21 protein-coding genes are annotated in these 21,279 nt (G+C 61.2%); 14 read left to right on the forward strand and 7 right to left on the reverse strand.

Going from position 1 to position 21,279, the window contains the following annotated elements:
* The first annotated feature begins 19 nt into the window (after window positions 1-19).
* The 6 genes from rnc to tadA all read left to right on the forward strand — a co-directional run bounded on the left by rnc (window position 20) and on the right by tadA (window position 5,312).
* Entirely contained in the window at window positions 20-709 is a 690-nt protein-coding gene (rnc, locus tag BW43_RS15955; RefSeq protein ID WP_032886446.1) for a ribonuclease III, read from the forward strand.
* A complete protein-coding gene (gene era, locus BW43_RS15950; protein WP_032886448.1) occupies window positions 702-1,604 on the forward strand; it encodes a GTPase Era in 903 nt (300 codons plus the stop codon). Before rnc ends, era begins: the two co-directional genes overlap by 8 nt.
* 156 nt (window positions 1,605-1,760) lie before the next feature.
* Window positions 1,761-2,444 carry a DNA repair protein RecO gene (recO, locus tag BW43_RS15945; protein WP_032886455.1) on the forward strand — a complete coding sequence of 228 codons (684 nt, stop codon included), beginning with the start codon at window positions 1,761-1,763 and terminating at the stop codon, window positions 2,442-2,444.
* A 51-nt stretch (window positions 2,445-2,495) separates the two neighbouring features.
* Window positions 2,496-3,239: a pyridoxine 5'-phosphate synthase gene (gene pdxJ, locus BW43_RS15940; RefSeq protein ID WP_032886456.1), complete on the forward strand. Its 744-nt coding sequence runs from the start codon at window positions 2,496-2,498 to the stop codon at window positions 3,237-3,239.
* 193 nt (window positions 3,240-3,432) lie between these two features.
* Complete coding sequence (locus BW43_RS15935; protein ID WP_032886491.1) at window positions 3,433-4,815, forward strand: multicopper oxidase family protein; 1,383 nt, start codon at window positions 3,433-3,435, stop codon at window positions 4,813-4,815.
* Window positions 4,815-5,312 (forward strand): tRNA adenosine(34) deaminase TadA, encoded by a 498-nt coding sequence (tadA, locus tag BW43_RS15930; protein ID WP_032886457.1) that lies wholly within the window; start codon window positions 4,815-4,817, stop codon window positions 5,310-5,312. Before BW43_RS15935 ends, tadA begins: the two co-directional genes overlap by 1 nt.
* Before the next feature lie 94 nt (window positions 5,313-5,406).
* Here tadA and cmoB read toward each other — a convergent pair whose 3' ends face one another.
* From cmoB to BW43_RS15895, 7 genes are all read right to left on the reverse strand, one after another.
* The gene (gene cmoB / locus BW43_RS15925; RefSeq protein ID WP_032886458.1) at window positions 5,407-6,363 is read right to left on the reverse strand and encodes a tRNA 5-methoxyuridine(34)/uridine 5-oxyacetic acid(34) synthase CmoB; all 957 of its coding nucleotides are present in this window, start codon (window positions 6,361-6,363) and stop codon (window positions 5,407-5,409) included.
* On the reverse strand, window positions 6,360-7,103 hold the full coding sequence (gene cmoA / locus BW43_RS15920) for a carboxy-S-adenosyl-L-methionine synthase CmoA (RefSeq protein ID WP_032886460.1): 744 nt from the start codon (window positions 7,101-7,103) through the stop codon (window positions 6,360-6,362). The genes cmoB and cmoA overlap by 4 nt, the downstream gene beginning before the upstream one ends.
* Before the next feature lie 36 nt (window positions 7,104-7,139).
* On the reverse strand, window positions 7,140-7,796 hold the full coding sequence (locus BW43_RS15915) for a lysoplasmalogenase (RefSeq protein WP_032886461.1): 657 nt from the start codon (window positions 7,794-7,796) through the stop codon (window positions 7,140-7,142).
* A gap of 1 nt (window position 7,797) precedes the next feature.
* Window positions 7,798-8,187, reverse strand: a complete 390-nt coding sequence (locus BW43_RS15910; protein ID WP_032886463.1) for a protease inhibitor I42 family protein — start codon at window positions 8,185-8,187, stop codon at window positions 7,798-7,800.
* Between the two features lie 87 nt (window positions 8,188-8,274).
* Window positions 8,275-8,730 carry a hypothetical protein gene (locus tag BW43_RS15905; RefSeq protein ID WP_032886464.1) on the reverse strand — a complete coding sequence of 152 codons (456 nt, stop codon included), beginning with the start codon at window positions 8,728-8,730 and terminating at the stop codon, window positions 8,275-8,277.
* Between the two features lie 206 nt (window positions 8,731-8,936).
* Complete coding sequence (gene lon / locus BW43_RS15900) at window positions 8,937-11,357, reverse strand: endopeptidase La (protein ID WP_032886465.1); 2,421 nt, start codon at window positions 11,355-11,357, stop codon at window positions 8,937-8,939.
* A gap of 171 nt (window positions 11,358-11,528) precedes the next feature.
* Window positions 11,529-12,518 (reverse strand): GntR family transcriptional regulator, encoded by a 990-nt coding sequence (locus tag BW43_RS15895; RefSeq protein WP_032886466.1) that lies wholly within the window; start codon window positions 12,516-12,518, stop codon window positions 11,529-11,531.
* Between the two features lie 336 nt (window positions 12,519-12,854).
* On the opposite strand from BW43_RS15895, the gene BW43_RS15890 reads away from it, so the two are divergent.
* The 8 genes from BW43_RS15890 (at window position 12,855) to BW43_RS15855 (ending at window position 20,578) form a co-directional block, all read left to right on the forward strand.
* A complete protein-coding gene (locus tag BW43_RS15890; RefSeq protein WP_032886467.1) occupies window positions 12,855-14,177 on the forward strand; it encodes an amidase in 1,323 nt (440 codons plus the stop codon).
* 11 nt (window positions 14,178-14,188) lie between these two features.
* Window positions 14,189-15,067: a polysaccharide deacetylase gene (locus BW43_RS15885; RefSeq protein WP_003210406.1), complete on the forward strand. Its 879-nt coding sequence runs from the start codon at window positions 14,189-14,191 to the stop codon at window positions 15,065-15,067.
* A 39-nt stretch (window positions 15,068-15,106) separates the two neighbouring features.
* Window positions 15,107-16,447, forward strand: a complete 1,341-nt coding sequence (locus BW43_RS15880) for an MFS transporter (RefSeq protein ID WP_032886468.1) — start codon at window positions 15,107-15,109, stop codon at window positions 16,445-16,447.
* A gap of 10 nt (window positions 16,448-16,457) precedes the next feature.
* A complete protein-coding gene (locus tag BW43_RS15875) occupies window positions 16,458-17,219 on the forward strand; it encodes an SDR family NAD(P)-dependent oxidoreductase (RefSeq protein WP_032886470.1) in 762 nt (253 codons plus the stop codon).
* A 153-nt stretch (window positions 17,220-17,372) separates the two neighbouring features.
* Complete coding sequence (locus BW43_RS15870) at window positions 17,373-18,122, forward strand: SDR family NAD(P)-dependent oxidoreductase (protein WP_032886471.1); 750 nt, start codon at window positions 17,373-17,375, stop codon at window positions 18,120-18,122.
* A gap of 13 nt (window positions 18,123-18,135) precedes the next feature.
* Window positions 18,136-18,435, forward strand: coding sequence for a hypothetical protein (locus tag BW43_RS15865; protein ID WP_032886473.1), 300 nt, complete (start codon window positions 18,136-18,138; stop codon window positions 18,433-18,435).
* On the forward strand, window positions 18,432-19,406 hold the full coding sequence (locus tag BW43_RS15860) for a GTP-binding protein (protein WP_032886474.1): 975 nt from the start codon (window positions 18,432-18,434) through the stop codon (window positions 19,404-19,406). The genes BW43_RS15865 and BW43_RS15860 overlap by 4 nt, the downstream gene beginning before the upstream one ends.
* Window positions 19,403-20,578: a PotD/PotF family extracellular solute-binding protein gene (locus BW43_RS15855; protein WP_032886475.1), complete on the forward strand. Its 1,176-nt coding sequence runs from the start codon at window positions 19,403-19,405 to the stop codon at window positions 20,576-20,578. Before BW43_RS15860 ends, BW43_RS15855 begins: the two co-directional genes overlap by 4 nt.
* Window positions 20,579-21,279 lie beyond the last annotated feature (701 nt).

Genomic DNA, 21,279 nt, shown 5'->3' on the forward strand with positions numbered 1-21,279 from the left:
AACTAGGTATGGATAAACCGTGACCGTTTCGCTAAGTCGTTTAGAGCGCCAGCTCGGCTACACCTTCAAGGATCAGGAATTGATGATCCTTGCCCTCACACACCGCAGCTTTGCAGGGCGTAATAACGAGCGCCTGGAATTCCTCGGTGACGCCATTCTCAATTTCGCCGCCGGTGAGGCGCTGTTCGAACGCTTCCCGCAAGCGCGCGAAGGCCAGCTTTCGCGATTGCGTGCACGTCTGGTAAAGGGTGAGACCCTGGCCGTACTGGCCCGTGGTTTCGGCCTGGGTGAGTACCTGCGCCTGGGGTCGGGCGAATTGAAAAGCGGTGGCTTCCGTCGCGAGTCGATCCTGGCCGATGCCCTCGAAGCCTTGATCGGCGCGATTTACCTCGATGCAGGTATGGAAACGGCCAAGGAGCGCGTGGTCGCCTGGCTGGCTTCGGAGATTGAAAGCCTTACGCTGGTCGACACCAACAAAGATCCCAAGACCCGCCTGCAGGAATACCTGCAGTCCCGTGGTTGCGAACTGCCACGCTACGAAGTGGTGGATATCCAGGGTGAGCCCCATTGCCGCGTGTTCTTCGTGGAATGTGAAATCACCTTACTGAATGAAAAAAGCCGAGGTCAGGGTGTGAGCCGTCGTATTGCCGAACAGGTAGCGGCCGCTGCAGCACTGATTGCCCTGGGCGTGGAGAATGGCCATGACTGATTCAACCGCAACACGCTGTGGCTATGTTGCCATCGTTGGCCGCCCGAACGTGGGCAAGTCCACGCTGCTGAACCACATCCTCGGTCAGAAGCTCGCGATCACCTCGCGCAAGCCTCAGACCACTCGCCACAACATGCTGGGCATCAAGACCGAAGGCGCCGTGCAAGCGGTCTACGTCGACACCCCGGGTATGCACAAAGGTGGCGAGAAAGCCCTGAACCGCTACATGAACAAGACCGCATCGGCGGCGTTGAAAGACGTCGACGTGGTGATCTTCGTGGTCGACCGCACCAAGTGGACTGACGAAGACCAGATGGTCCTTGAGCGTGTGCAGTACGTCACCGGCCCATTGATCGTCGCGCTGAACAAGACCGACCGCATCGAAGACAAAGCCGAACTGATGCCGCACCTGACCTGGTTGCAGGAGCAACTGCCGAACGCCCAGATCATGCCGATCTCGGCCCAGCACGGTCATAACCTCGAAGCCCTGGAGCGCGTGATCGCTGGCTACCTGCCGGAGAACGAGCACTTCTTCCCGGAAGACCAGATCACCGACCGCAGCAGCCGCTTTCTCGCCGCTGAACTTGTCCGCGAGAAAATCATGCGCCAGATGGGTGCTGAGCTGCCGTACCAGATCACCGTCGAAATCGAAGAGTTCAAGCAACAGGGCAAGACCCTGCATATCCATGCGCTGATCCTCGTCGAGCGTGACGGCCAGAAGAAAATCATCATTGGCGACAAGGGCGAGCGCATCAAGCGCATCGGCACCGAGGCGCGCAAGGACATGGAATTGCTCTTCGATTCCAAGATCATGCTCAACCTGTGGGTGAAGGTGAAAGGCGGCTGGTCCGATGACGAGCGCGCTCTGCGTTCCCTCGGTTACGGCGACCTGTAAGAACACCGCAGGGCAAAAAATGTGGGAGGGGGCTTGCTCCCGATGGCGGTGAGTCAGTTAATAAATAAGTGACTGACACACTGCCATCGGGGGCAAGCCCCCTCCCACATTAGGTTTGTGTAGTTTTCAAAAAATGCATTCCAGCAGTGAGCACCCATGTCCCAACCCCCCAGCCAACTCGCCTACGTCCTGCACAGCCGCGCCTACCGCGAGACCAGCGCGCTAGTGGATTTCCTCACGCCCCAAGGCCGCCTGCGCGCGGTGTTGCGTAGCGCGCGGGGCAAGGCGGGGACATTGGCGCGGCCCTTCGTGGCGTTGGACGTGGAGTTTCGCGGCAAGGGCGAGCTGAAAAACGTCGGCCGCCTGGAAAGCGTCGGCACTTCCGCCTGGCTCAATGGCGATGCGTTGTTCAGTGGGCTCTACCTCAATGAGCTGCTGATCCGTCTGTTGCCCGCCGAAGACCCGCACCCGGCTGTCTTTGATCACTATGCTGCCACTTTGCTGGCCCTGGCCGAAGGTCGCCCTCTGGAGCCGCTGCTGCGTGCCTTCGAATGGCGTCTGCTCGATGACCTGGGCTACGGCTTCGAGCTGAGCAACGACCTGCACGGCGACCCCGTCGCCGCCGACGGCATGTACCGCCTGCAAGTCGACGCGGGTCTTGAGCGCGTCTACCTGCTGCAACCCGGCCTGTTCCAGGGCACCGAACTGCTGGCCATGAGCGATGCCGACTGGAGCGCACCCGGTGCGTTATCCGCCGCCAAGCGCTTGATGCGTCAGGCCTTGGCCGTGCACCTGGGCGGACGGCCGTTGGTCAGCCGCGAGTTGTTTCGAAAGCCCTGATCTCCCCGTGTATGCTGTGCACCGTTTCTTTCCCTTTTCAGGAGCGCTTCCGTGACCACCAGCAATCGCATTCTTCTTGGCGTCAACATCGACCACGTCGCCACCCTGCGCCAGGCCCGGGGCACCCGTTACCCTGACCCGGTCAAGGCCGCGCTGGACGCCGAAGAAGCAGGCGCCGACGGCATCACCGTGCACCTGCGAGAAGACCGCCGCCACATCCAGGAACGCGATGTGTTGCTGCTCAAGGACGTGCTGCAAACCCGCATGAATTTCGAAATGGGCGTCACCGAAGAAATGATGCTCTTCGCCGAGCGCATTCGCCCAGCGCACATCTGCCTGGTACCGGAAACCCGCCAGGAGCTGACCACCGAAGGCGGCCTTGACGTGGCCGGCCAGGAAGCGCGGATCAAGGCCGCGGTGGAGCGCCTGTCGAAAATCGGCAGCGAAGTGTCGCTGTTCATCGACGCCGACGAGCGCCAGATCGAAGCGTCGCGTCGTGTCGGCGCGCCGGCCATCGAACTGCACACCGGCCGTTACGCCGATGCCACCACGCCGACCGAAGTGGCGGATGAACTGCAGCGCATCATTGAAGGTGTGAACTGCGGCCTCAATGAAGGCCTGATCGTCAACGCCGGCCATGGCCTGCATTACCACAACGTCGAAGCCGTGGCTGCGATCAAAGGCATCAACGAGCTGAACATCGGCCACGCGTTGGTAGCCCACGCGCTGTTCGTCGGTTTCAAAGGCGCTGTGGCCGAGATGAAAGCCCTGATCCTGGCGGCCTCCAAGCCCTAAAAAACAATGAAGAACCAATGTGGGAGGGGGCTTGCTCCCGATAGCGGTGTATCAGCCATAAATGTGGTGGCTGACACACTGCTATCGGGAGCAAGCCCCCTCCCACATGAGAAGCCTTACTGTTTAGCCGATGCAGGTGTATCGTATCTGCCCTTTGCAGGCCTTGGGCCTGCGGCAGATACGTGAGGTTGTTGTGTCCCGATCCTTTTCCCGTCGACAAATCCTGGGTGGTCTTGCAGGCCTGGCCGTAGTGGGCGTCGGTGCCGGTGGCGCCTACCGTTACTGGCTGGGGAAAGTCGCCGAATCCGAAGCGGGTCACGACTACGAGCTGATCGCTGCACCGTTGGACGTGGAGCTGGTGCCGGGGCACAAGACCCAAGCCTGGGCGTTCGGCCCCTCGGCACCCGGCACCGAGTTGCGTGTGCGTCAGGGCGAATGGTTGCGGGTGCGCTTTATCAACCACCTGCCGGTCGCGACCACCATCCACTGGCACGGCATCCGCCTGCCGCTGGAAATGGACGGCGTGCCCTATGTCTCGCAACTGCCGGTGCTGCCGGGCGAATACTTCGACTACAAATTCCGCGTGCCCGACGCCGGCAGCTACTGGTATCACCCGCATGTGAACAGCAGCGAAGAACTCGGCCGAGGCCTGGTCGGCCCGCTGATCATCGAAGAGCGTGAACCCACCGGTTTCAAACACGAACGGACCCTCAGCCTGAAGAGCTGGCATGTGGACGAAGAGGGTGCGTTCGTTGCCTTCAGCGTTCCCCGTGAAGCGGCGCGTGGCGGTACGGCCGGGCGGCTGTCGACGATCAATGGCGTATCCCAGGCGGTGATCGACTTACCCGCTGGGCAGATCACCCGCGTGCGGCTGCTCAACCTCGATAACACCCTGACCTATCGCATCAACATCCCCGACGTCGAAGCGCAGATCTATGCGCTGGACGGCAATCCCATCGAACCGCGTCCATTGGGCAAGGAGTACTGGTTGGGGCCGGGTATGCGCATCTGCCTGGCGATCAAGGCACCGCCGGCAGGCGAAGAGCTCTCTATTCGCAACGGCCCGGTGCGCCTGGGCACTTTCCGCTCAGTCGCCAACACCGATGCACCGACCGAATGGCCCCCGGCGCTGCCCGCCAATCCGATTGCCGAACCGGACCTGGCCAATGCCGAGAAACTCAACTTCAATTTCGAGTGGGTCGGCTCGGTCTCGGTCAACGTCGACAATGGCAAGCCGCCGAGCCTGTGGCAGATCAACGGCCAGGCCTGGGACATCACCGACAAGACCTGCGCCGACCGACCGATTGCCAAGCTGGAAAAGGGCAAGAGCTACATTTTCGAATTGAAGAACATGACCCAGTACCAGCATCCGATCCACCTGCACGGCATGAGCTTCAAGGTGATCGCCTCGAATCGCCACAAGGTGACCCCCTACTTTACCGACACCTATTTGTTGGGCAAGAACGAGCGCGCCCGCGTGGCCTTGGTGGCGGATAACCCTGGAGTGTGGATGTTCCACTGCCACGTCATCGACCACATGGAAACCGGCCTGATGGCCGCCATCGAGGTGGCGTGATGCGCCAGATTCGCCCCTCGGCAATCATCGACCGCAGCCGCGACCAAGACTTCATGCGTGAAGCCCTGGCACTTGCCGCCCAAGGCGCCGCACTGGGCGAAGTGCCCGTGGGTGCGGTGTTGGTACAGGACGGTGAAATCATTGGTCGAGGTTTCAACCGCCCCATCAGCGGCAACGATCCCAGCGCCCATGCCGAGATGGTCGCCATACGCGACGCCGCCCAGGCCATCAGTAACTACCGGCTGGTGGGCAGCACGCTGTATGTGACGTTGGAGCCTTGCAGCATGTGCGCGGGGTTGATCGTGCATTCGCGAGTCGCGCGGGTGGTCTATGGCGCGTTGGAGCCGAAGGCGGGGATTGTGCAAAGCCAGGGGCAGTTTTTTACCCAGGGCTTTCTGAATCATCGGGTGGTGTTTGAAGGCGGTGTGCTGGCCGAGGAGTGCGGCACGGTGTTGAGCGAGTTCTTCAAGGCCCGCCGGGCGAAGCCTCAGATCTAACCAACACCGAGTATCAAATGCGGGAGGGGCGGTGCGACGATTCGACTTGCCCCTCCCACATTTTTGATCTTCATTTTTTCAGGGAGATTAGCGGTTACTTCTTGGCGATGATGACCGCCCGCATCGGTGCCGGCAGCCCTTCAATCGTCTTGCTGTGATCCTCGGGATCGAGGAAGTCACTCAGGGACTGATACTTCATCCATTCCGTCCCGCGCTGTTCCTCCACCGTGGTCACGCTCACATCCACGCAACGCACATCGCTGAAACCTGCGCGGCGCAGCCACAGCATCAACGCCGGCACCGACGGCAGGAACCACACGTTACGCATCTGCGCATAACGGTCTTCCGGCACCAGCACCTGTTGCTGGTCGCCTTCCACCACCAGGGTCTCCAGGACCAATTCGCCGCCCTTGACCAAGGTGTCCTTCAGCGCCAGCAAATGCTCGATGGGCGAGCGACGGTGGTAGAACACGCCCATGGAAAACACCGTGTCGAAGCCTTCGAGGTTGGCCGGCAAGTCTTCAAACGGAAATGGCAGGTGCCAGGCTTTCGGTTCGGACAGATACCGCTGCACCGCCTGGAACTGACAGAAGAACAGCCAGTTCGGGTCGACACCTATCACGCTGTCGGCGCCGGCGCCGAGCATGCGCCACATGTAGTAACCGTTGCCGCAGCCGACATCGAGGATGCGCTTGCCTTTCAAGTCCAGGTGCGGTGCGACGCGCGACCACTTCCAGTCCGAGCGCCACTCGGTGTCGACGTGCACGCCGAACAGGTGGAACGGCCCCTTGCGCCATGGGCTCAGGCCCATCAATGCGGTGCGCATCTGTGCGCGGGTTTCGTCGTCGCAGTCGGTGTCCAGCACCAGGTCATTCAGTAAGTCGACGTCGCTGGGCATGATCTTCGGCAGTGCATCCAATGCACTCTGCCAGCGCTCCAGGTCGCCATGTCCTTTTTCCATTTTGCTGTCGAGCTGCGCTTGCAGGCCTTGGGCCCATACGGCCAGAGGAGTGCCGACCAGATGGCGGGCGAGGGGAGACAAATCAATCATGGCAAGGCAATCAACGAGGCAAAGTTAAGACACTGGAACCACGGCACGACTTTCGAGAACCCGGCTGCCAGCAGGCGTTCGCGGTGTTCTTCGAGGCTGTCGGGCTTCATGACGTTTTCGATGGCGCTGCGCTTCTGGGCAATTTCCAGTTCGCTGTAGCCGTTGGCGCGTTTGAACGCGATATGCAGGTCGGTGAGCAGCGCGTGTTCTTCAAGGTCATTGAAGCGCAGCTTTTCCGAAAGGATCAGCGCACCGCCCGGTAACAGCGCCTGACGAATACGCGACAGCAAGCTCAGGCGCTCGTCGGGCGCGATGAATTGCAGGGTGAAATTCAACGCCACCACCGAGGCCGGCTGGAATTGCAGCGCGAGGATATCGCCCTCGATCACCTCGACCGGCAGCAACTCCTGGAACATCGAGTCCTGGCCGTTGAGGTATTCGCGGCAGCGCTCGACCATGGCGGCGGAGTTATCCACCGCGATCACTCGGCAGCCGTCGGTACGCACGTGTCGGCGCAGGGCTTGGGTGACAGCGCCAAGGGATGAACCCAGGTCGTAGAGCACGCTGTTGGGTTGGGCAAACTGCGCCGCGAGAACACCGAGGTTTTCGACGATAGTCGGGTAGCCTGGCACCGAGCGCTTGATCATGTCCGGGAATACCCGCACCACGTCCTCGTTAAAGGCGAAGTCCGGCACCTGGGGCAGGGGCTGGGCGAAAAGGCGATCGGGTTCTTTGCTCACGGTTGTTCCGGCGACGAGGGGGGAAAGGCCGGCATTTTAGCCAAGTTGGCCCTCGTGTGCGCGGGTTGTCTGATGGAAAGCAGAGGCGGTGATGCCCCACTGGCCAAGCCAATACGTGGTGATCAGCAAATACGGCGCGGCGTCGAACGCCACCACGAACCGATTGATGCCGATCAGGGCGTCTGAAAACACAAACGACACCGCGCCCGCCGCAGCCAGTAAGGCCGAGCGTTTTGGCACGTCACTGCCCAGCCGCGCGAGCGCGCGCCAGAGCATTGCGCTGATCACCAAGGCGTAAACCACGACGGGAATCAACAAGTCGCCAAGGCCATGGGAAATCAGGATGCTCAGCAGGACGACGCCTACACCAAGCGCCAATACCAACGGTAATACCGCCAAACGACGGCAATCGCTGAAATAGGCCTTGAGGTATGCCAGGTGCGCAATCAGAAACGCGCCGAGGCCGAAGATAAACAAGTCGCCAGGCCAAGCGAGCAACACGTCGCCCACCAGTGAGAAAATCAGCCCGAGGCTGATCCAGCGTCGATAGTCGGTGGGCGGTGCGTCATGCAGCCAGCCCAACAACGCCAGTACCGGCAGCGGTTTGACCAGCAGGCAGAGCAACATCGCGTGAGTGCTCAAACCGTAGATAAAAGTGGCGGCGCCCATCAACGCGAGTATCAGCCATGGCATATCAGTTCACCGTAAGGGTGCAGTCGAAGGTCTCCACGGGTTCGGCTTCCGGCTCCCACGGCTGCTGGGACGTCAGGCGTAAACGACCCTGGCCGGCGGCAAACGCCTGGAAGCGCCAGGTGGATTGACCACCGCCCCCGATCACGCCGGACTCAGTGCTGCTGTAGACCTCAGGGCTCAGCGCACGCAGCACGCCGCCGGCGGAATCCTGGATGGCCCAGCGGTAGCCGGTGGTGGGGTTGCTCGGCAGGGTGAGGATCAGGTTTTGCCCGGTTTTAAGCTGGAGCGGGCAGGCGCTCTGGTTTTCCACGGTGACGTTTTGCTTCGGCGCACTGGCGCACGCGGTCAGCAGGCAAAGGCTCAGGGGGAGAAGCAGGCGGGCAGCAGTCATGGAGACTCCGTTTATACACGACGAAGGGCGAGCATAACCGAAGATGAGACAAGGTGTGACGGCGGCACCGTCTGTGCCGCCTAAGTTTCAAATAAGGGTCGTAGTCAGCCATACGTCATATTTGATGCTTAGCTTGAGTTCATTTCCGTTCCGGAGCTTGACGGTGAAGTCTAGCTTTGCCGTATGGTGTTGGTTGTCTGTCGAGATATCTAAAACCAGCGTTCCTTTTTGGGTTGTGGCCTCACCCAGATAGTGGTAGAAGCCGATGCGGTACATTTCAAAGTAGCGCACTCTCACCACGGGTGGTGAGGGGGTGCCTTCAAAATGGTACGTGCCGGGCTTAATATCACGATGGAGTACCAGCTCGATTCTTCGCTCGCTTTGGCGGCTTTGTCGCTCAGCAATGGCGGTTATGCCAAGCCATTTGTCATCGGCTGTATATTCCAGCTGTTGGGTTTGGAAATTCCCACGTTTGGACACGGATCCTTTGAACTCACCCGTAATGTTTTCGATCTCGGCTGGTGCTTCGCGAGTTGCTGTCATTGGTTTCTCCTTGATTGGACCTGCGCATGATTGGACGCGCAGTCGCTTCAATGTAGAGGGCGCCGGAACAACTGGGACCTGTGAGAAATGACAGTTTTTTAGACGGGTTGGCGATAACTCAGGAAGGGATTGATTACCGCAAATCTGAAATGAAAATGACCAGGCTTGAACCTGGTCATTATGAGTACACGGTTGCTCTCTATCGCTTAGAAAAGCACTTTAGCCACATCCGCAAACCGCTTGGCAAAGTGCACCGTCATGCCCTCTTTAAGATACTCCGGCAACTCTTCAAAACTGCCGCGATTGGGTTCCGGCAATATCAGCTCGTGAATCTTCTGACGTCGCGCTGCGATCACCTTCTCGCGCACGCCGCCGATCGGCAGTACATGCCCGGTCAGCGTCAGTTCGCCGGTCATGGCCACGCCTTTTTTCGGCGCTTGGTTACGGGCCAGGGACAACAACGCACTGGCCATGGTCACGCCAGCGCTCGGGCCGTCCTTCGGCGTGGCACCTTCCGGCACGTGCAAGTGCACGAAGGCTTCGTCGAAGAACTTCGGATCGCCGCCAAACGACTTCAGGTTGGAGCTGATGTAGCTGTAGGCAATTTCGGCAGACTCTTTCATCACCTCGCCTAATTGCCCGGTGAGCTTGAAGCCGCGGTTCAGTGTGTGGATGCGCGTCGCCTCGATTGGCAGGGTCGCGCCGCCCATGCTGGTCCAGGCCAGTCCGGTGATCACACCGGTACCGGACAGCACTTGCTCATTGCGGAACACCGGCATGCCCAGGGAGCTTTCCAGGTCCTTGTTGCCGATTTTGATCACCGAGTTCGGCGCATCCAGCAACTTGACCACGGCTTTGCGTACCAGTTTGCCCAGTTGTTTCTCCAACTGGCGCACCCCTGCCTCACGGGCATAACCGTCGATCAATGCGCGCAGGGCGCCGTCGCTGATGGTCAGGGTGTTTTTCGATACGCCGGCTTTTTCCAGCTGTTTTGGCCACAGGTGGCGCTTGGCGATGGCGACTTTTTCTTCGGTGATATAGCCCGACAGTCGAATCACTTCCATCCGGTCCAACAGCGGGCCGGGAATTGAGTCAAGGGTGTTGGCGGTGCACACGAACAGCACTTTGGACAGGTCCAGGCGCAGGTCGAGATAGTGGTCGAGGAATTCGACGTTCTGTTCCGGGTCGAGGGTTTCGAGCAGGGCCGAGGCCGGGTCGCCCTGGAAGCTTTGGCCCATCTTGTCGATCTCGTCGAGCATGATCACCGGGTTCATCACTTCAACATCTTTGAGCGCCTGCACCAGCTTGCCCGGCATGGCGCCGATGTAGGTACGGCGATGGCCCTTGATCTCGGCCTCGTCGCGCATGCCGCCGACGCTGAACCGGTAGAACGGCCGGCCCAGAGACTCGGCGATGGATTTACCCACGCTGGTCTTGCCCACGCCCGGCGGGCCGACGAGCAGCACGATGGAGCCGGCGACTTCGCCTTTGTAAGCGCCTACCGCCAGGAATTCGAGGATGCGGCTCTTGATGTCGTCCAGGCCGGCATGGTGCTTATCCAGCACCTTGCGCGCGTGTTTCAGGTCGAGCTTGTCCTCGCCGTACACGCCCCACGGCACCGAGGTTGCCCAATCCAGATAGTTGCGGGTGACCGCATATTCCGGCGAGCCGGTTTCCAGGATTGACAGTTTGTTCAGTTCTTCATCGATGCGTTTTTTCGCCTGGGCTGGCAGCACTTTGTCTTCCAGGCGTTGCTCGAATTGCTCCACGTCCGCGCTGCGATCGTCCTTGGTCAGGCCCAGCTCCTGCTGGATCACCTTGAGCTGTTCTTTAAGGAAGAACTCGCGCTGGTGTTCGCCGATCTTGCGGTTCACCTCGGCGGAGAGCTCCTTTTGCAGGCGCGCGACTTCGACTTCCTTGCGCAGCATCGGCAGGACTTTTTCCATGCGTTTGAGCATGGGGACGCAGTCCAGCACTTCCTGCAGCTCGTTACCGGTGGCCGAGGTCAGCGCGGCGGCGAAATCGGTGAGGGGCGACGGGTCGTTGGGGCTGAAGCGGTTGAGGTAGTTCTTCAGCTCTTCGCTGTACAGCGGGTTAAGCGGCAGCAGCTCTTTGATCGCATTGATCAGCGCCATGCCGTAGGCCTTGACCTCGTCGGTCGGCTCGGTGGGCTGGTGTGGGTATTCGACTTCCACCAGATACGGTGGACGATGGTGCTTGAGCCAGGTCTTGATGCGCACGCGGGTCAGGCCCTGGGCCACGAATTGCAGCTTGCCGTTCTCGCGGCTGGCGTGATGCACCTTCACCAGGGTGCCGTACAGCGGCAGGGCGGAGGTGTCGAAGTGGCGTGGATCTTCCGGCGGCGTGTCCATGAAGAACAGAGCGAGTGAGTGGTGGTCGGATTTGCTCACCAGCTCAAGGGTCTCAGCCCACGGTTCTTCGTTGACAATCACCGGCAGCACTTGCGCCGGGAAGAAAGGCCGGTTGTGGATCGGGATGATATAGACCTTGTCCGGCAGGTTTTGCCCTGGAAGAGCCAGGCCGGTATTGGACGAGGAGGTTTTAGCGTTTTCGGGGTCTGCGTAGTCGTTGAGGTCGTAATCAGGGAATTCTTGCTGGTCGCTCATGGGGCACCTGCATAAGGAAGTATGGAGGTTAGATGGGGCGAGGCAGCAGTGGTTTCAATGGGGGGCGTGAGATAGCAACATATTGCATGAAATTCCTGCGGCGACTTGGTCAATGTGGGAGAGGGCAAGTCAATCGTCGCACCGCCCTGCCAACATTGGCTCCGTGTTGCGTCAGCTGATTTTGTGGAGGTAGGCGGGGAGTGGCTGTTCTGGCAGCACCGATAGCACTTTCAAACGCTGCAACATCCGCTGCCGTGCACGTTGCAAATGCTCGCGCAGATTCAACGCCGCCGCGTCAAACGCGCCATGCAGCAGCAAATCCAGAATCAAGCGATGTTCGGCGAGCATGGCTGGATCCGCGCCGATCCCCAGCAATCGGTAAAAAATCCGGCTGATGATCATCGGGCTTTGGCCCTGGCGAATCAGCGCGGCAATCTTGCGGTTCTGCATCCCGGCCAGGCAGCGCTGGTGCAAGTCTTCTTCGATCTGCTCGATGGCTTCCAGGCTGCACTCGGCGCTGTTCTGGGCATCCAGTACCCGCTGCAGCATGGCTTCAAGGACCTCGCGGTCCAGGTTCGGTGCGCTCTGGCGCAGCGCCTCGGGCTCCAGGCAGGCACGTAGTTCGTAATCCTCGGTGACTTCCCGCGCGGTCAACGGCCCGGCCAACCATTGGGAGTAGGGCTCTTTTTCCACCAGGCCACGGTCACGCAGGCGCATCAGCGCTTCACGCACCACCGCTCGGCTGACGCCGTAGTGGTCGGCGGCGGCTTGTTCATCCAAGCGGTAATGGCCGAAGGCAATGCAGGTGGACAGTGCCGCGCCGATCTCCTCGACGATCCGCTCGCCCAGCGGCCGGGTGTCCACCAGCTCAGCCTCGCCGTTGAGACCCAGGTGCGCATGGCTCAGGGGCAGGCGCAGCGGCTCCATGACCAGGCCTTCGGGGTTGATCAGATAACCCCGGCCGTTGAAGCGGCAGATCAAGCCTTCAGCATGCAGCAGGTCCAGCGCCTTGCGCACCGGCACGCGGCTGGTGCCGAACAGTTCGGCCAAGGGCGCTTCCAGTAAAACCAAGCCATGACGGGCGGTGCCATTGACGATCGCGTCGCGCAACACCTGGTGAATCATCGCGTAACGGGAGGCCGAGGCGGACACTGCTTTCATCACTTTCTCTGGGGCTTGTAGGACGGTGGCCGGGGATTCTCTCATAAGTTGCGCCTGTCACTCTGTGCTACGTCGGTGGCACTTTTTTGGGGCCTGAAAGGTGTGACTGTTACTTTTCTGCACCAAAATGTACTTATTAATAAAAGATACATTATTTCATTGGAGGTGGATCCCAGGTGTGATGCAAGACATTTTTCCATCGATCAAAACCATCTATCCCGCTGCTATGGGCGAAAAACCGTAACCGCGTAAACAGCGCTACGTAGAGACTGGCACGAAAGCTGCCTTTGTAAAATGTACATTTTATGAATATGTACGTTTTATGAGGTTCTCCTGATGTCAGACGCCACATCAATGGCCGAGGATTTCGCCAGCGGTCGCAGCGACCCGGTGAAAGCCCTCGAACAGGCACTCGATCAAGCGAGCCGCTCGGCCAGCGTTTTCATTTCCCTGCCCGCCGAGCGCGCCCGCCGTGAAGCCGAAGCGTCCGCGGCCCGTTGGCGAGCTGGCCAGCCCTTGAGTGGGTTCGATGGTGTGCCCGTGGCCTGGAAAGACCTGTTCGATGTGGCTGGCAGCGTCACCACAGCCGGCGCTGCTTACCGGCGCAACGCGCCTGCGGCCTTGCTCGACGCACCGAGCGTGGGCCTGCTTTGCCGCGCCGGGATGGTCAGCATCGGCAAAACCAACCTCAGCGAACTCGCTTATTCAGGGTTGGGCCTCAACCCGCATTTCGGCACGCCGCACAACCCCCATGGCACGGACCAGCCGCGCATTTCCGGCGGCTCGTCCTCGGGTTCGGGCGTGGCCGTGGCCGCCGGCATTGTGCCGATTGCCATGGGCACCGACACCGCTGGCTCCATTCGCATCCCGGCGGCGCTCAATGGTGTGGTGGGTTACCGCAGCAGCAGCCGACGTTACAGCCGTGACGGCGTATTTCCCCTGGCTCGTTCCCTCGACAGCCTCGGCCCGCTGACCCGCAGCGTGCGTGATGCGCTGGCCATCGATGACCTGCTCCATGGCCGCACACAGACCCACAGCGCCCGCAGCCTCAAAGGCCAGCGCTTTGTACTGGCGCAGCAGGACGTCGAGCCCGCTGTGCGCAACAATCTGCTGAGCGCCGTGGCGCAACTCAAGGCCCAAGGCGCGCTGATCGAAGAACGTGAATGCCCGACCTTCCAGGCCACTCTGGATCTGATCAAACACCACGGCTGGCTCGGTGCCTTCGAAGCGTTCGCTCTGCACCAAACCCTGCTTGACAGCGCCGATGCCGAGCAACTCGACCCCCGCGTGCGCCGCCGCCTCGAAGCCGCCCGCGCGCTGCCGGCCAGCCAACTTATCCACCTGACCGATGCGCGCCGTCGTCTGCAACAGCAACTGCTCGACGACCTTGACGGCGCGATCCTGATCACCCCCACCGTCGCCCACGTCGCGCCCGCTTTGGCGCCCCTGGAAAACGACGACGACCTCTTCGTGAACACCAACCTCGCCACCCTGCGCCTGACCATGCCCGGCAGTTTGCTGGACATGCCAGGCGTGACCTTGCCCAGCGGCCGCGATGCCCAGGGCCTGCCCACCGGGCTGCTGCTCAGCGCCCCGACAGGAGAAGACGCACGCCTGCTGCGCGCAGCGTTGTCCGTCGAAACCGTACTTAACGTTTAAGGAGACACACCATGGCTAAAGACATCCTCTGTGCATTTGGCGTTGACGTGGACGCCGTCGCCGGCTGGCTCGGTTCCTACGGCGGCGAAGACTCGCCCGACGATATTTCCCGTGGCCTGTTCGCCGGTGAAATCGGCGCGCCGCGCCTGCTCAAATTGTTTGAACGTTACGGCCTGCGCACCACCTGGTTTATCCCTGGCCACTCGATGGAAACCTTCCCTGAGCAGATGAAGGCCGTGGCCGACGCCGGTCACGAAATCGGCGTGCATGGCTACAGCCACGAAAACCCGATTGCGATGACCGCCGAGCAGGAAGAAATCGTCCTCGATAAATCCATCGAGTTGATCACCCAGGTGACTGGCAAACGTCCCACCGGCTACGTCGCGCCTTGGTGGGAATTCAGCAAGGTCACCAACGAACTGCTGCTGAAAAAGGGCATCAAGTACGACCACAGTCTGATGCACAACGACTTCCATCCGTACTACGTCCGCAAGGGCGACACCTGGACCAAGATCGACTACAGCCAGCACCCCGACACCTGGATGAAACCCTTGGTGCGCGGCGAAGAAACCGACTTGGTGGAGATCCCGGCCAACTGGTACCTGGACGACCTGCCGCCGATGATGTTCATCAAGAAAGCCCCCAACAGCCACGGTTTCGTCAACCCGCGTCACCTCGAAGAAATGTGGCGCGACCAGTTCGACTGGGTCTACCGCGAACACGAACACGCGGTGTTCACCATGACCATCCACCCCGACGTGTCCGGCCGTCCGCAAGTGCTGTTGATGCTTGAGCGCCTGATCGAACACATCCAGAGCCATGCCGGCGTGCGCTTCGTCACCTTCGATGAAATCGCCGATGACTTTATCCGCCGCCAACCCCGTACCTGACCCTTAGAAAAACAGCCCCCCACCTCCGAGGCGCGACTCATGTCCATCTACAACAAGCTTGACCTGACTGGCTGGAAACCCCGGCAACTCACCTCCAAGGAAGTGCGGTTTGCGACCTGGATTGCGTTTTTCGCCTGGGTGTTTGCGGTGTATGACTTCATCCTGTTCGGCACCTTGCTGCCGGAGATCGGCCGGCACTTTGGCTGGGGTGAAGTGGAGCAAGCTGAAATCGCGACGTGGGTGGCGGTGGGCACGGCAGTAGTCGCCTTTGCCATCGGCCCTGTGGTCGATAAGTTGGGCCGTCGCAAGGGCATTATCTTCACCGTGGCCGGTTCCGCGCTGTGCTCGGCGCTGACCGCGATTGGTGGGGCGTGGGGTAAGTCACCGCTGATTCTGATCCGTTCGTTGGGCGGCCTGGGCTATGCCGAGGAAACCGTCAACGCCACGTACCTGAGTGAGCTGTACGGCGCCTCGGAAGACCCGCGACTGACCAAACGTCGCGGTTTCATCTACAGCCTGGTGCAGGGCGGCTGGCCGGTCGGTGCATTGATCGCCGCTGGCTTGACTGCACTGTTGCTGCCGATCATCGGCTGGCAGGGCTGCTTTATCTTCGCCGCGATCCCGGCGGTGGTGATTGCGATCATGGCGCGCAAGCTCAAGGAGAGCCCGCAGTTCCAGATCCATGAGCGCATCAGCCAACTGCGCAAAAACGGCGCGGTGACAGAAGCACAGAACGTGGCGGCAACCTACGGCGTGGATTACGACGAACACAGCAAGGCCGGCCTGAAAGCTGCGTTCCGTGGCCCGGCCCGCCGCGCCACCCTGGTGATCGGCGCTGCGTTGTTGCTCAACTGGGCGGCGATCCAGGTGTTCAGCGTGTTGGGCACTTCCGTGATCGTCAGCGTGCACCACATCTCGTTCGAGAACTCGCTGATCATCCTGGTGCTGTCGAACCTGGTGGGTTACTGCGGTTACCTCAGCCACGGCTGGATGGGTGACAAGATCGGCCGTCGCAACGTGATCGGCCTGGGCTGGATGCTGGGCGGCCTGTCGTTCGCCGGTATGCTGTTTGGCCCAAGCAACATGGCCATGGTGGTCGGGCTTTACAGCCTGGGCCTGTTCTTCCTGATCGGGCCGTACTCGGCGGCTTTGTTCTTCATCAGCGAAAGTTTCCCCACCAGCATCCGCGCCACCGGTGGCGCGATCATCCACGCCATGGGGCCGATTGGCGCAGTAGTCGCCGGTTTCGGTGCAACCCAGGTGTTGTCCGCCGGCAGCGACTGGCAGACCGCCGCGCTGTGGTTCGGCGCCTTGCCGTGCTTTTTGTCCGGTGTCCTGATGTTTGCCGCGCGCCATGTGCGTCCGGAAACCGTTCAGTAAGGAGTGATTGATGAGTCGTAAAGTTGCCTTGATTACCGGTGCCGCCAGTGGCATCGGCCAAGCCCTCGCCGTGGCGTATGCGCGCAACGGCGTGGCGGTGGTGGGCGGGTACTACCCGGCCGATCCCCATGATCCACAGACCACCGTTTCCCTGGTGGAAGAGGCCGGTGGCGAATGCCTGATGTTGCCGCTGGATGTCGGTGATACCGCCTCGGTCGACGAGCTGGCCGCACAGGCCGTGCAGCACTTCGGCCGATTGGATTACGCGGTCGCCAACGCCGGCTTGCTGCGTCGCGCGCCACTGCTGGAAATGACCGATGCACTCTGGGACGAGATGCTCAACGTCGACCTGACGGGGGTGATGCGCACCTTCCGTGCGGCGACGCGGCACATGAAGGAAGGCGGCGCGCTGGTGGCGATTTCCTCGATTGCCGGCGGCGTGTATGGCTGGCAGGAGCACTCGCACTATGCCGCCGCCAAGGCCGGTGTGCCGGGCTTGTGCCGGTCGCTGGCGGTGGAATTGGCCGGTTTGGGAATTCGCTGCAATGCGGTGATCCCAGGCTTGATCGAGACGCCGCAGTCCCTGGATGCGAAGAACTCGCTGGGCCCGGAAGGTTTGGCGAAAGCCGCGCGGGCGATTCCGCTGGGGCGGGTAGGGCGCGCGGATGAAGTGGCGTCGCTGGTGCAGTTCTTGACCAGTGATGCGTCGAGTTATTTAACCGGGCAAAGCATCGTCATCGACGGCGGCCTGACCGTGCGCTGGCCTGACTGACTGATGTACTTGATCCAAATGTGGGAGGGGCGGTGCGACGATTCGACTTGCCCCCGATGGCGGTGGTTCAGTTAGCCCATCTGTGACTGACCCACTGCCATCGGGGGCAAGCCCCCTCCCACATTGGAAGTGGAATTTTTCAGGAGTTTTTGCATGAACCAACTGACCAACCGCCGCGCCGTGATCACCGGCGCCGGCAGCGGCATCGGTGCCGCCATCGCCCGCGCCTACGCCGTTGAAGGCGCGCGTCTGCTATTGGCCGACCGCCACGCCGCCAGCCTCGCCGAAACCGCAATCACCTGCCGCAACCTCGGCGCCGAAGTGGTCGAGTGCGTGGCCGATGTGGGCACCGTCGAGGGCGCTCAAGCCAGTGTTGACCGCTGCGTCGAGCACTTCGGCGGCATCGATATTCTGGTCAACAACGCTGGCATGCTTACCCAGGCGCGGTGCGTCGACCTGTCCATCGAGATGTGGAACGACATGCTGCGCGTCGACCTCACCAGCGTGTTCGTCGCCAGCCAGCGCGCTTTGCCCCACATGGTCGCGCAGCGCTGGGGGCGGATCATTAATGTGGCCTCGCAACTGGGCATCAAGGGCGGCGCCGAACTGACTCACTACGCGGCGGCCAAAGCGGGTGTGATTGGGTTTACCAAGTCCCTGGCGCTGGAAGTGGCCAAGGACAACGTGCTGGTCAACGCCATCGCCCCTGGCCCGATCGAAACCCCTTTGGTCGGTGGCATCAGCGACGACTGGAAACGCGCCAAGGCCGCCGAACTGCCCTTGGGCCGCTTTGGCCTGGCGGACGAAGTCGCGCCTACCGCCGTGCTGCTCGCCAGCGAGCCGGGCGGCAATCTGTTCGTCGGCCAGACCCTGGGCCCGAACTCCGGCGATGTCATGCCATGAGTGAGGTGTAGCCATGTGCGGACTCTGCGGATTGCTCGGCGAAGACCTGCACTGGAGTGATCCCCTGGGCGACGAATTGCCCCGGCGCCGCGAGCGCCTGCGCCGTATCGCTGCGATCAACCAGGTGTTGGCGGTGTTCCGGCTCAAGGTCGAAGATTTCCAGGGCGCCTCCTATCTGCTGTTGGGCGCCACCGGTAAACAGGAACTGGCGAGCGGCCTGGATCAACTCTGGCAGGCGGCCGAAACCATGCTCGGCCGCCCGCTGGATCCTCTCGATCCACGGCTGTTGGATCACTTGGAGTCAACCCCATGAGCATCGCGCTGAATGTCATTACCGGCTTCCTCGGCAGCGGCAAGACCACCTTGCTCAAACGCCTGCTGCAAGGCGAAAGCCTCGGCGATACTGCGTTGCTGATCAACGAATTCGGCGACGTCGGCATTGATCATCTGTTGGTGGAAGAAGTCGCGCCAGACACCGTGCTGCTGCCCAGCGGCTGCATTTGCTGCTCGATCCGTGGCGAACTCAAGGACGCGTTGCTCGGCCTGTTGCAGCGCCGCGAGCGTGGGGAAATACCCGCGTTCAAACGCGTGATCCTGGAAACCACCGGCCTGGCCGACCCGGCACCGATCCTCGCCACCCTGAACAACGATGTGCAATTGCGTGGACGTTTTCATATCGGTCTGGTGATCACGCTGGTCGATGCCAGCCACGCCGCCCTGCAAGAGCGCCTGCACCCGGAATGGCTGGCCCAGGTGGCGGCTGCGGACCGTTTGCTGCTGAGCAAGACGGACTTGGCGGGCGAGTGCGAGCCCCTGCGCGCGCATCTGCGGGCACTCAATACCGGCACGCCGATCCTCAATACCCATGACATTCACAGCGGCGATCAATTGCTGCTGGGCGAAGGCTTGCGCAGCGCCGAGCCGGCGATGGAAGTCAGCCGTTGGCAACTGCATCAAACCACCACCGCCACCCACGGTGCAGCGCAAGTGTGCAGCCTGACCTTCGACCAGCCGCTGGACTGGGTCGGCTTCGGGGTGTGGTTGTCGATGCTGTTAAGATGCCACGGCGAACGAATCCTTCGCGTCAAAGGACTGCTCAACGTGAACGCCAGCAACGCCCCCATCGTCATTCATGGCGTGCAGCACTGCCTGCATGCCCCGGTCCATCTGCCTGCGTGGCCGGGCACAGACCGGCAATCGCGCCTGGTGTTTATCCTGCGTGGTCTTGACCCTGCGCTGTTGCGGCGTTCTTTTGATGTGTTCTCGCGGCGGTTCGCCGGATGATCACTTTACGCGTCCTCGGCACCTCCGTGACCTTGCTTGAAACCCTGCGCGTACGTGCCGAACAGGAGCTGGGTATTCGCCTGGTGTACCAGGTGCACGACGTTGAACAGGCCCAACGCATTGCGGTGATGCAGCCCGACAGCTACGACCTGTACGACCAGTGGTTTCATAACGTCGACTTCGTGTGGCCGGCCCGGGCGATCCAGCCCATCGACACACGGCGCATCGCGCTGTGGCATGAGATCAACGACCTGCCCAAACGGGGGCGTTTGTCGCCCAGCGACCGCCTGGGTAGCGGCAGCGTGCCCAGTGAGCGTTTATTTGTGCAGCACGACGGCAGCCTCGGCAGCACCGTCACCGACCGCATCAGCATGCTGCCCCTGACCCACAACGCCGACAGTTTCGCCTACCGCCCCGAGCGCCTGCCCGAAGGTTTTTGCCACGGCAACGAAAGCTGGGGCTGGCTGCTGGACCCGGCCTGGCGCGCGCGCACAGCGCTGCAAAGTGACGCCGCCATCGGCGCCCTGGACGCCGCACTGGCGGTGCAGGGCGCGGGGCTGGCCCGCTTTAACGACATCGGCAATATGAGCATCGAAGAGATCGACGTGCTTGCTGACATTCTGGTGCGCAAACAGAAAGAAGGGCATTTCGCTGCGTTCTGGTCTGACGATGAAGAGGCTGCGCAACTGATGCTCAGCCCTAGCATCGATATCCAGAGCCTGTGGTCGCCGACCCTGATGCGCCTGCACCGCGCCGGAGTGAAATACCGCCTGGCCGTACCCCGCGAAGGCTATCGCGCCTGGTTTGGCGGTTTGTCACTGTCGCGCCATGCCCAAGGCCCGGTGCTGGATGCGGCCTATGCCTACCTCAATTGGTGGTTGTCCGGCTGGCCCGGCGCGGTCATGGCCCGGCAGGGTTACTACATCGGCAACCCGGCGCGCAGCCGCGATCACCTGAGCAGCGCCGAGTGGGATTACTGGTACGCCGGCAAGCCTGCGCGGGAGGAATTGTTGGGGAGTGACGGGCTACCGCTGATTGATATTGGCGAAGTGCGTGATGGTGGTTCGTATGAGCAACGGATGGGGCATATTGCGGTGTGGAACTCGGTGATGGATGAGCACAACTACCTGGTGCGCAGGTGGGGGGATTTCATGCGGGCGCGTGGTGTTTGATTGAGTGCGTGGGTTGGGGGGCATATCCGTTGCTGCGGTAACTGCCGCCTATGGTTCCGCTCTTACAACGGGTCACTTTTGGAAAAGGCCGGAATGCTGGCCCAGCGTGGTTGACGGGGCGATTCCAGATCAAAAGCAACAGCGCGGCGGCCTTAGAGCCGACCGGGTTCTTAAGCCGAACTCCGTCCAATTGTGGGAGGGGGCTTGCTCCCGATGGCAGTGGGTCAGTCACAACTGCATCAACTGACACACCCTCATCGGGAGCAAGCCCCCTCCCACATTTTGATCTCCACATATCAGATAAGTCCCAGCCTGCTTTAGATCTGCTTTAGATCTGCTTTAGATCTGCTTTAGATCTGCTTTAGATCTGCTTTAGATCTGCTTTAGATCTGCTTTTGCTTTTGCTTTTGCCTTTGCTCTTACATCCTTTTCGCTGACGAAGTCAGCGGTCTTTTGATCTGCGCTTTTGATCGTGATCTTAGGCGCCCCGTCAAACACGCTGGCCGCACGCAGGCTTGAATCCGTGGGTAACCCGGCAGGACGCCGGGTTAGCCGCACTGGGCCATGGATGGCCCATTGCGGCGGCCCACGGATTCAAGCCGGAGTGCGGGCACACCGAGCCTAAGCGAGGTGCCGAGTGTTGGGGCAAGAGCTCTTTTTTTTTTTTGGGGTTTTTCCAAGCGCCCCGGCGAAGGGGCGGA

This window comes from Pseudomonas sp. RIT357, from assembly GCF_000632245.1.
Taxonomy (GTDB): domain Bacteria; phylum Pseudomonadota; class Gammaproteobacteria; order Pseudomonadales; family Pseudomonadaceae; genus Aquipseudomonas; species Aquipseudomonas sivasensis.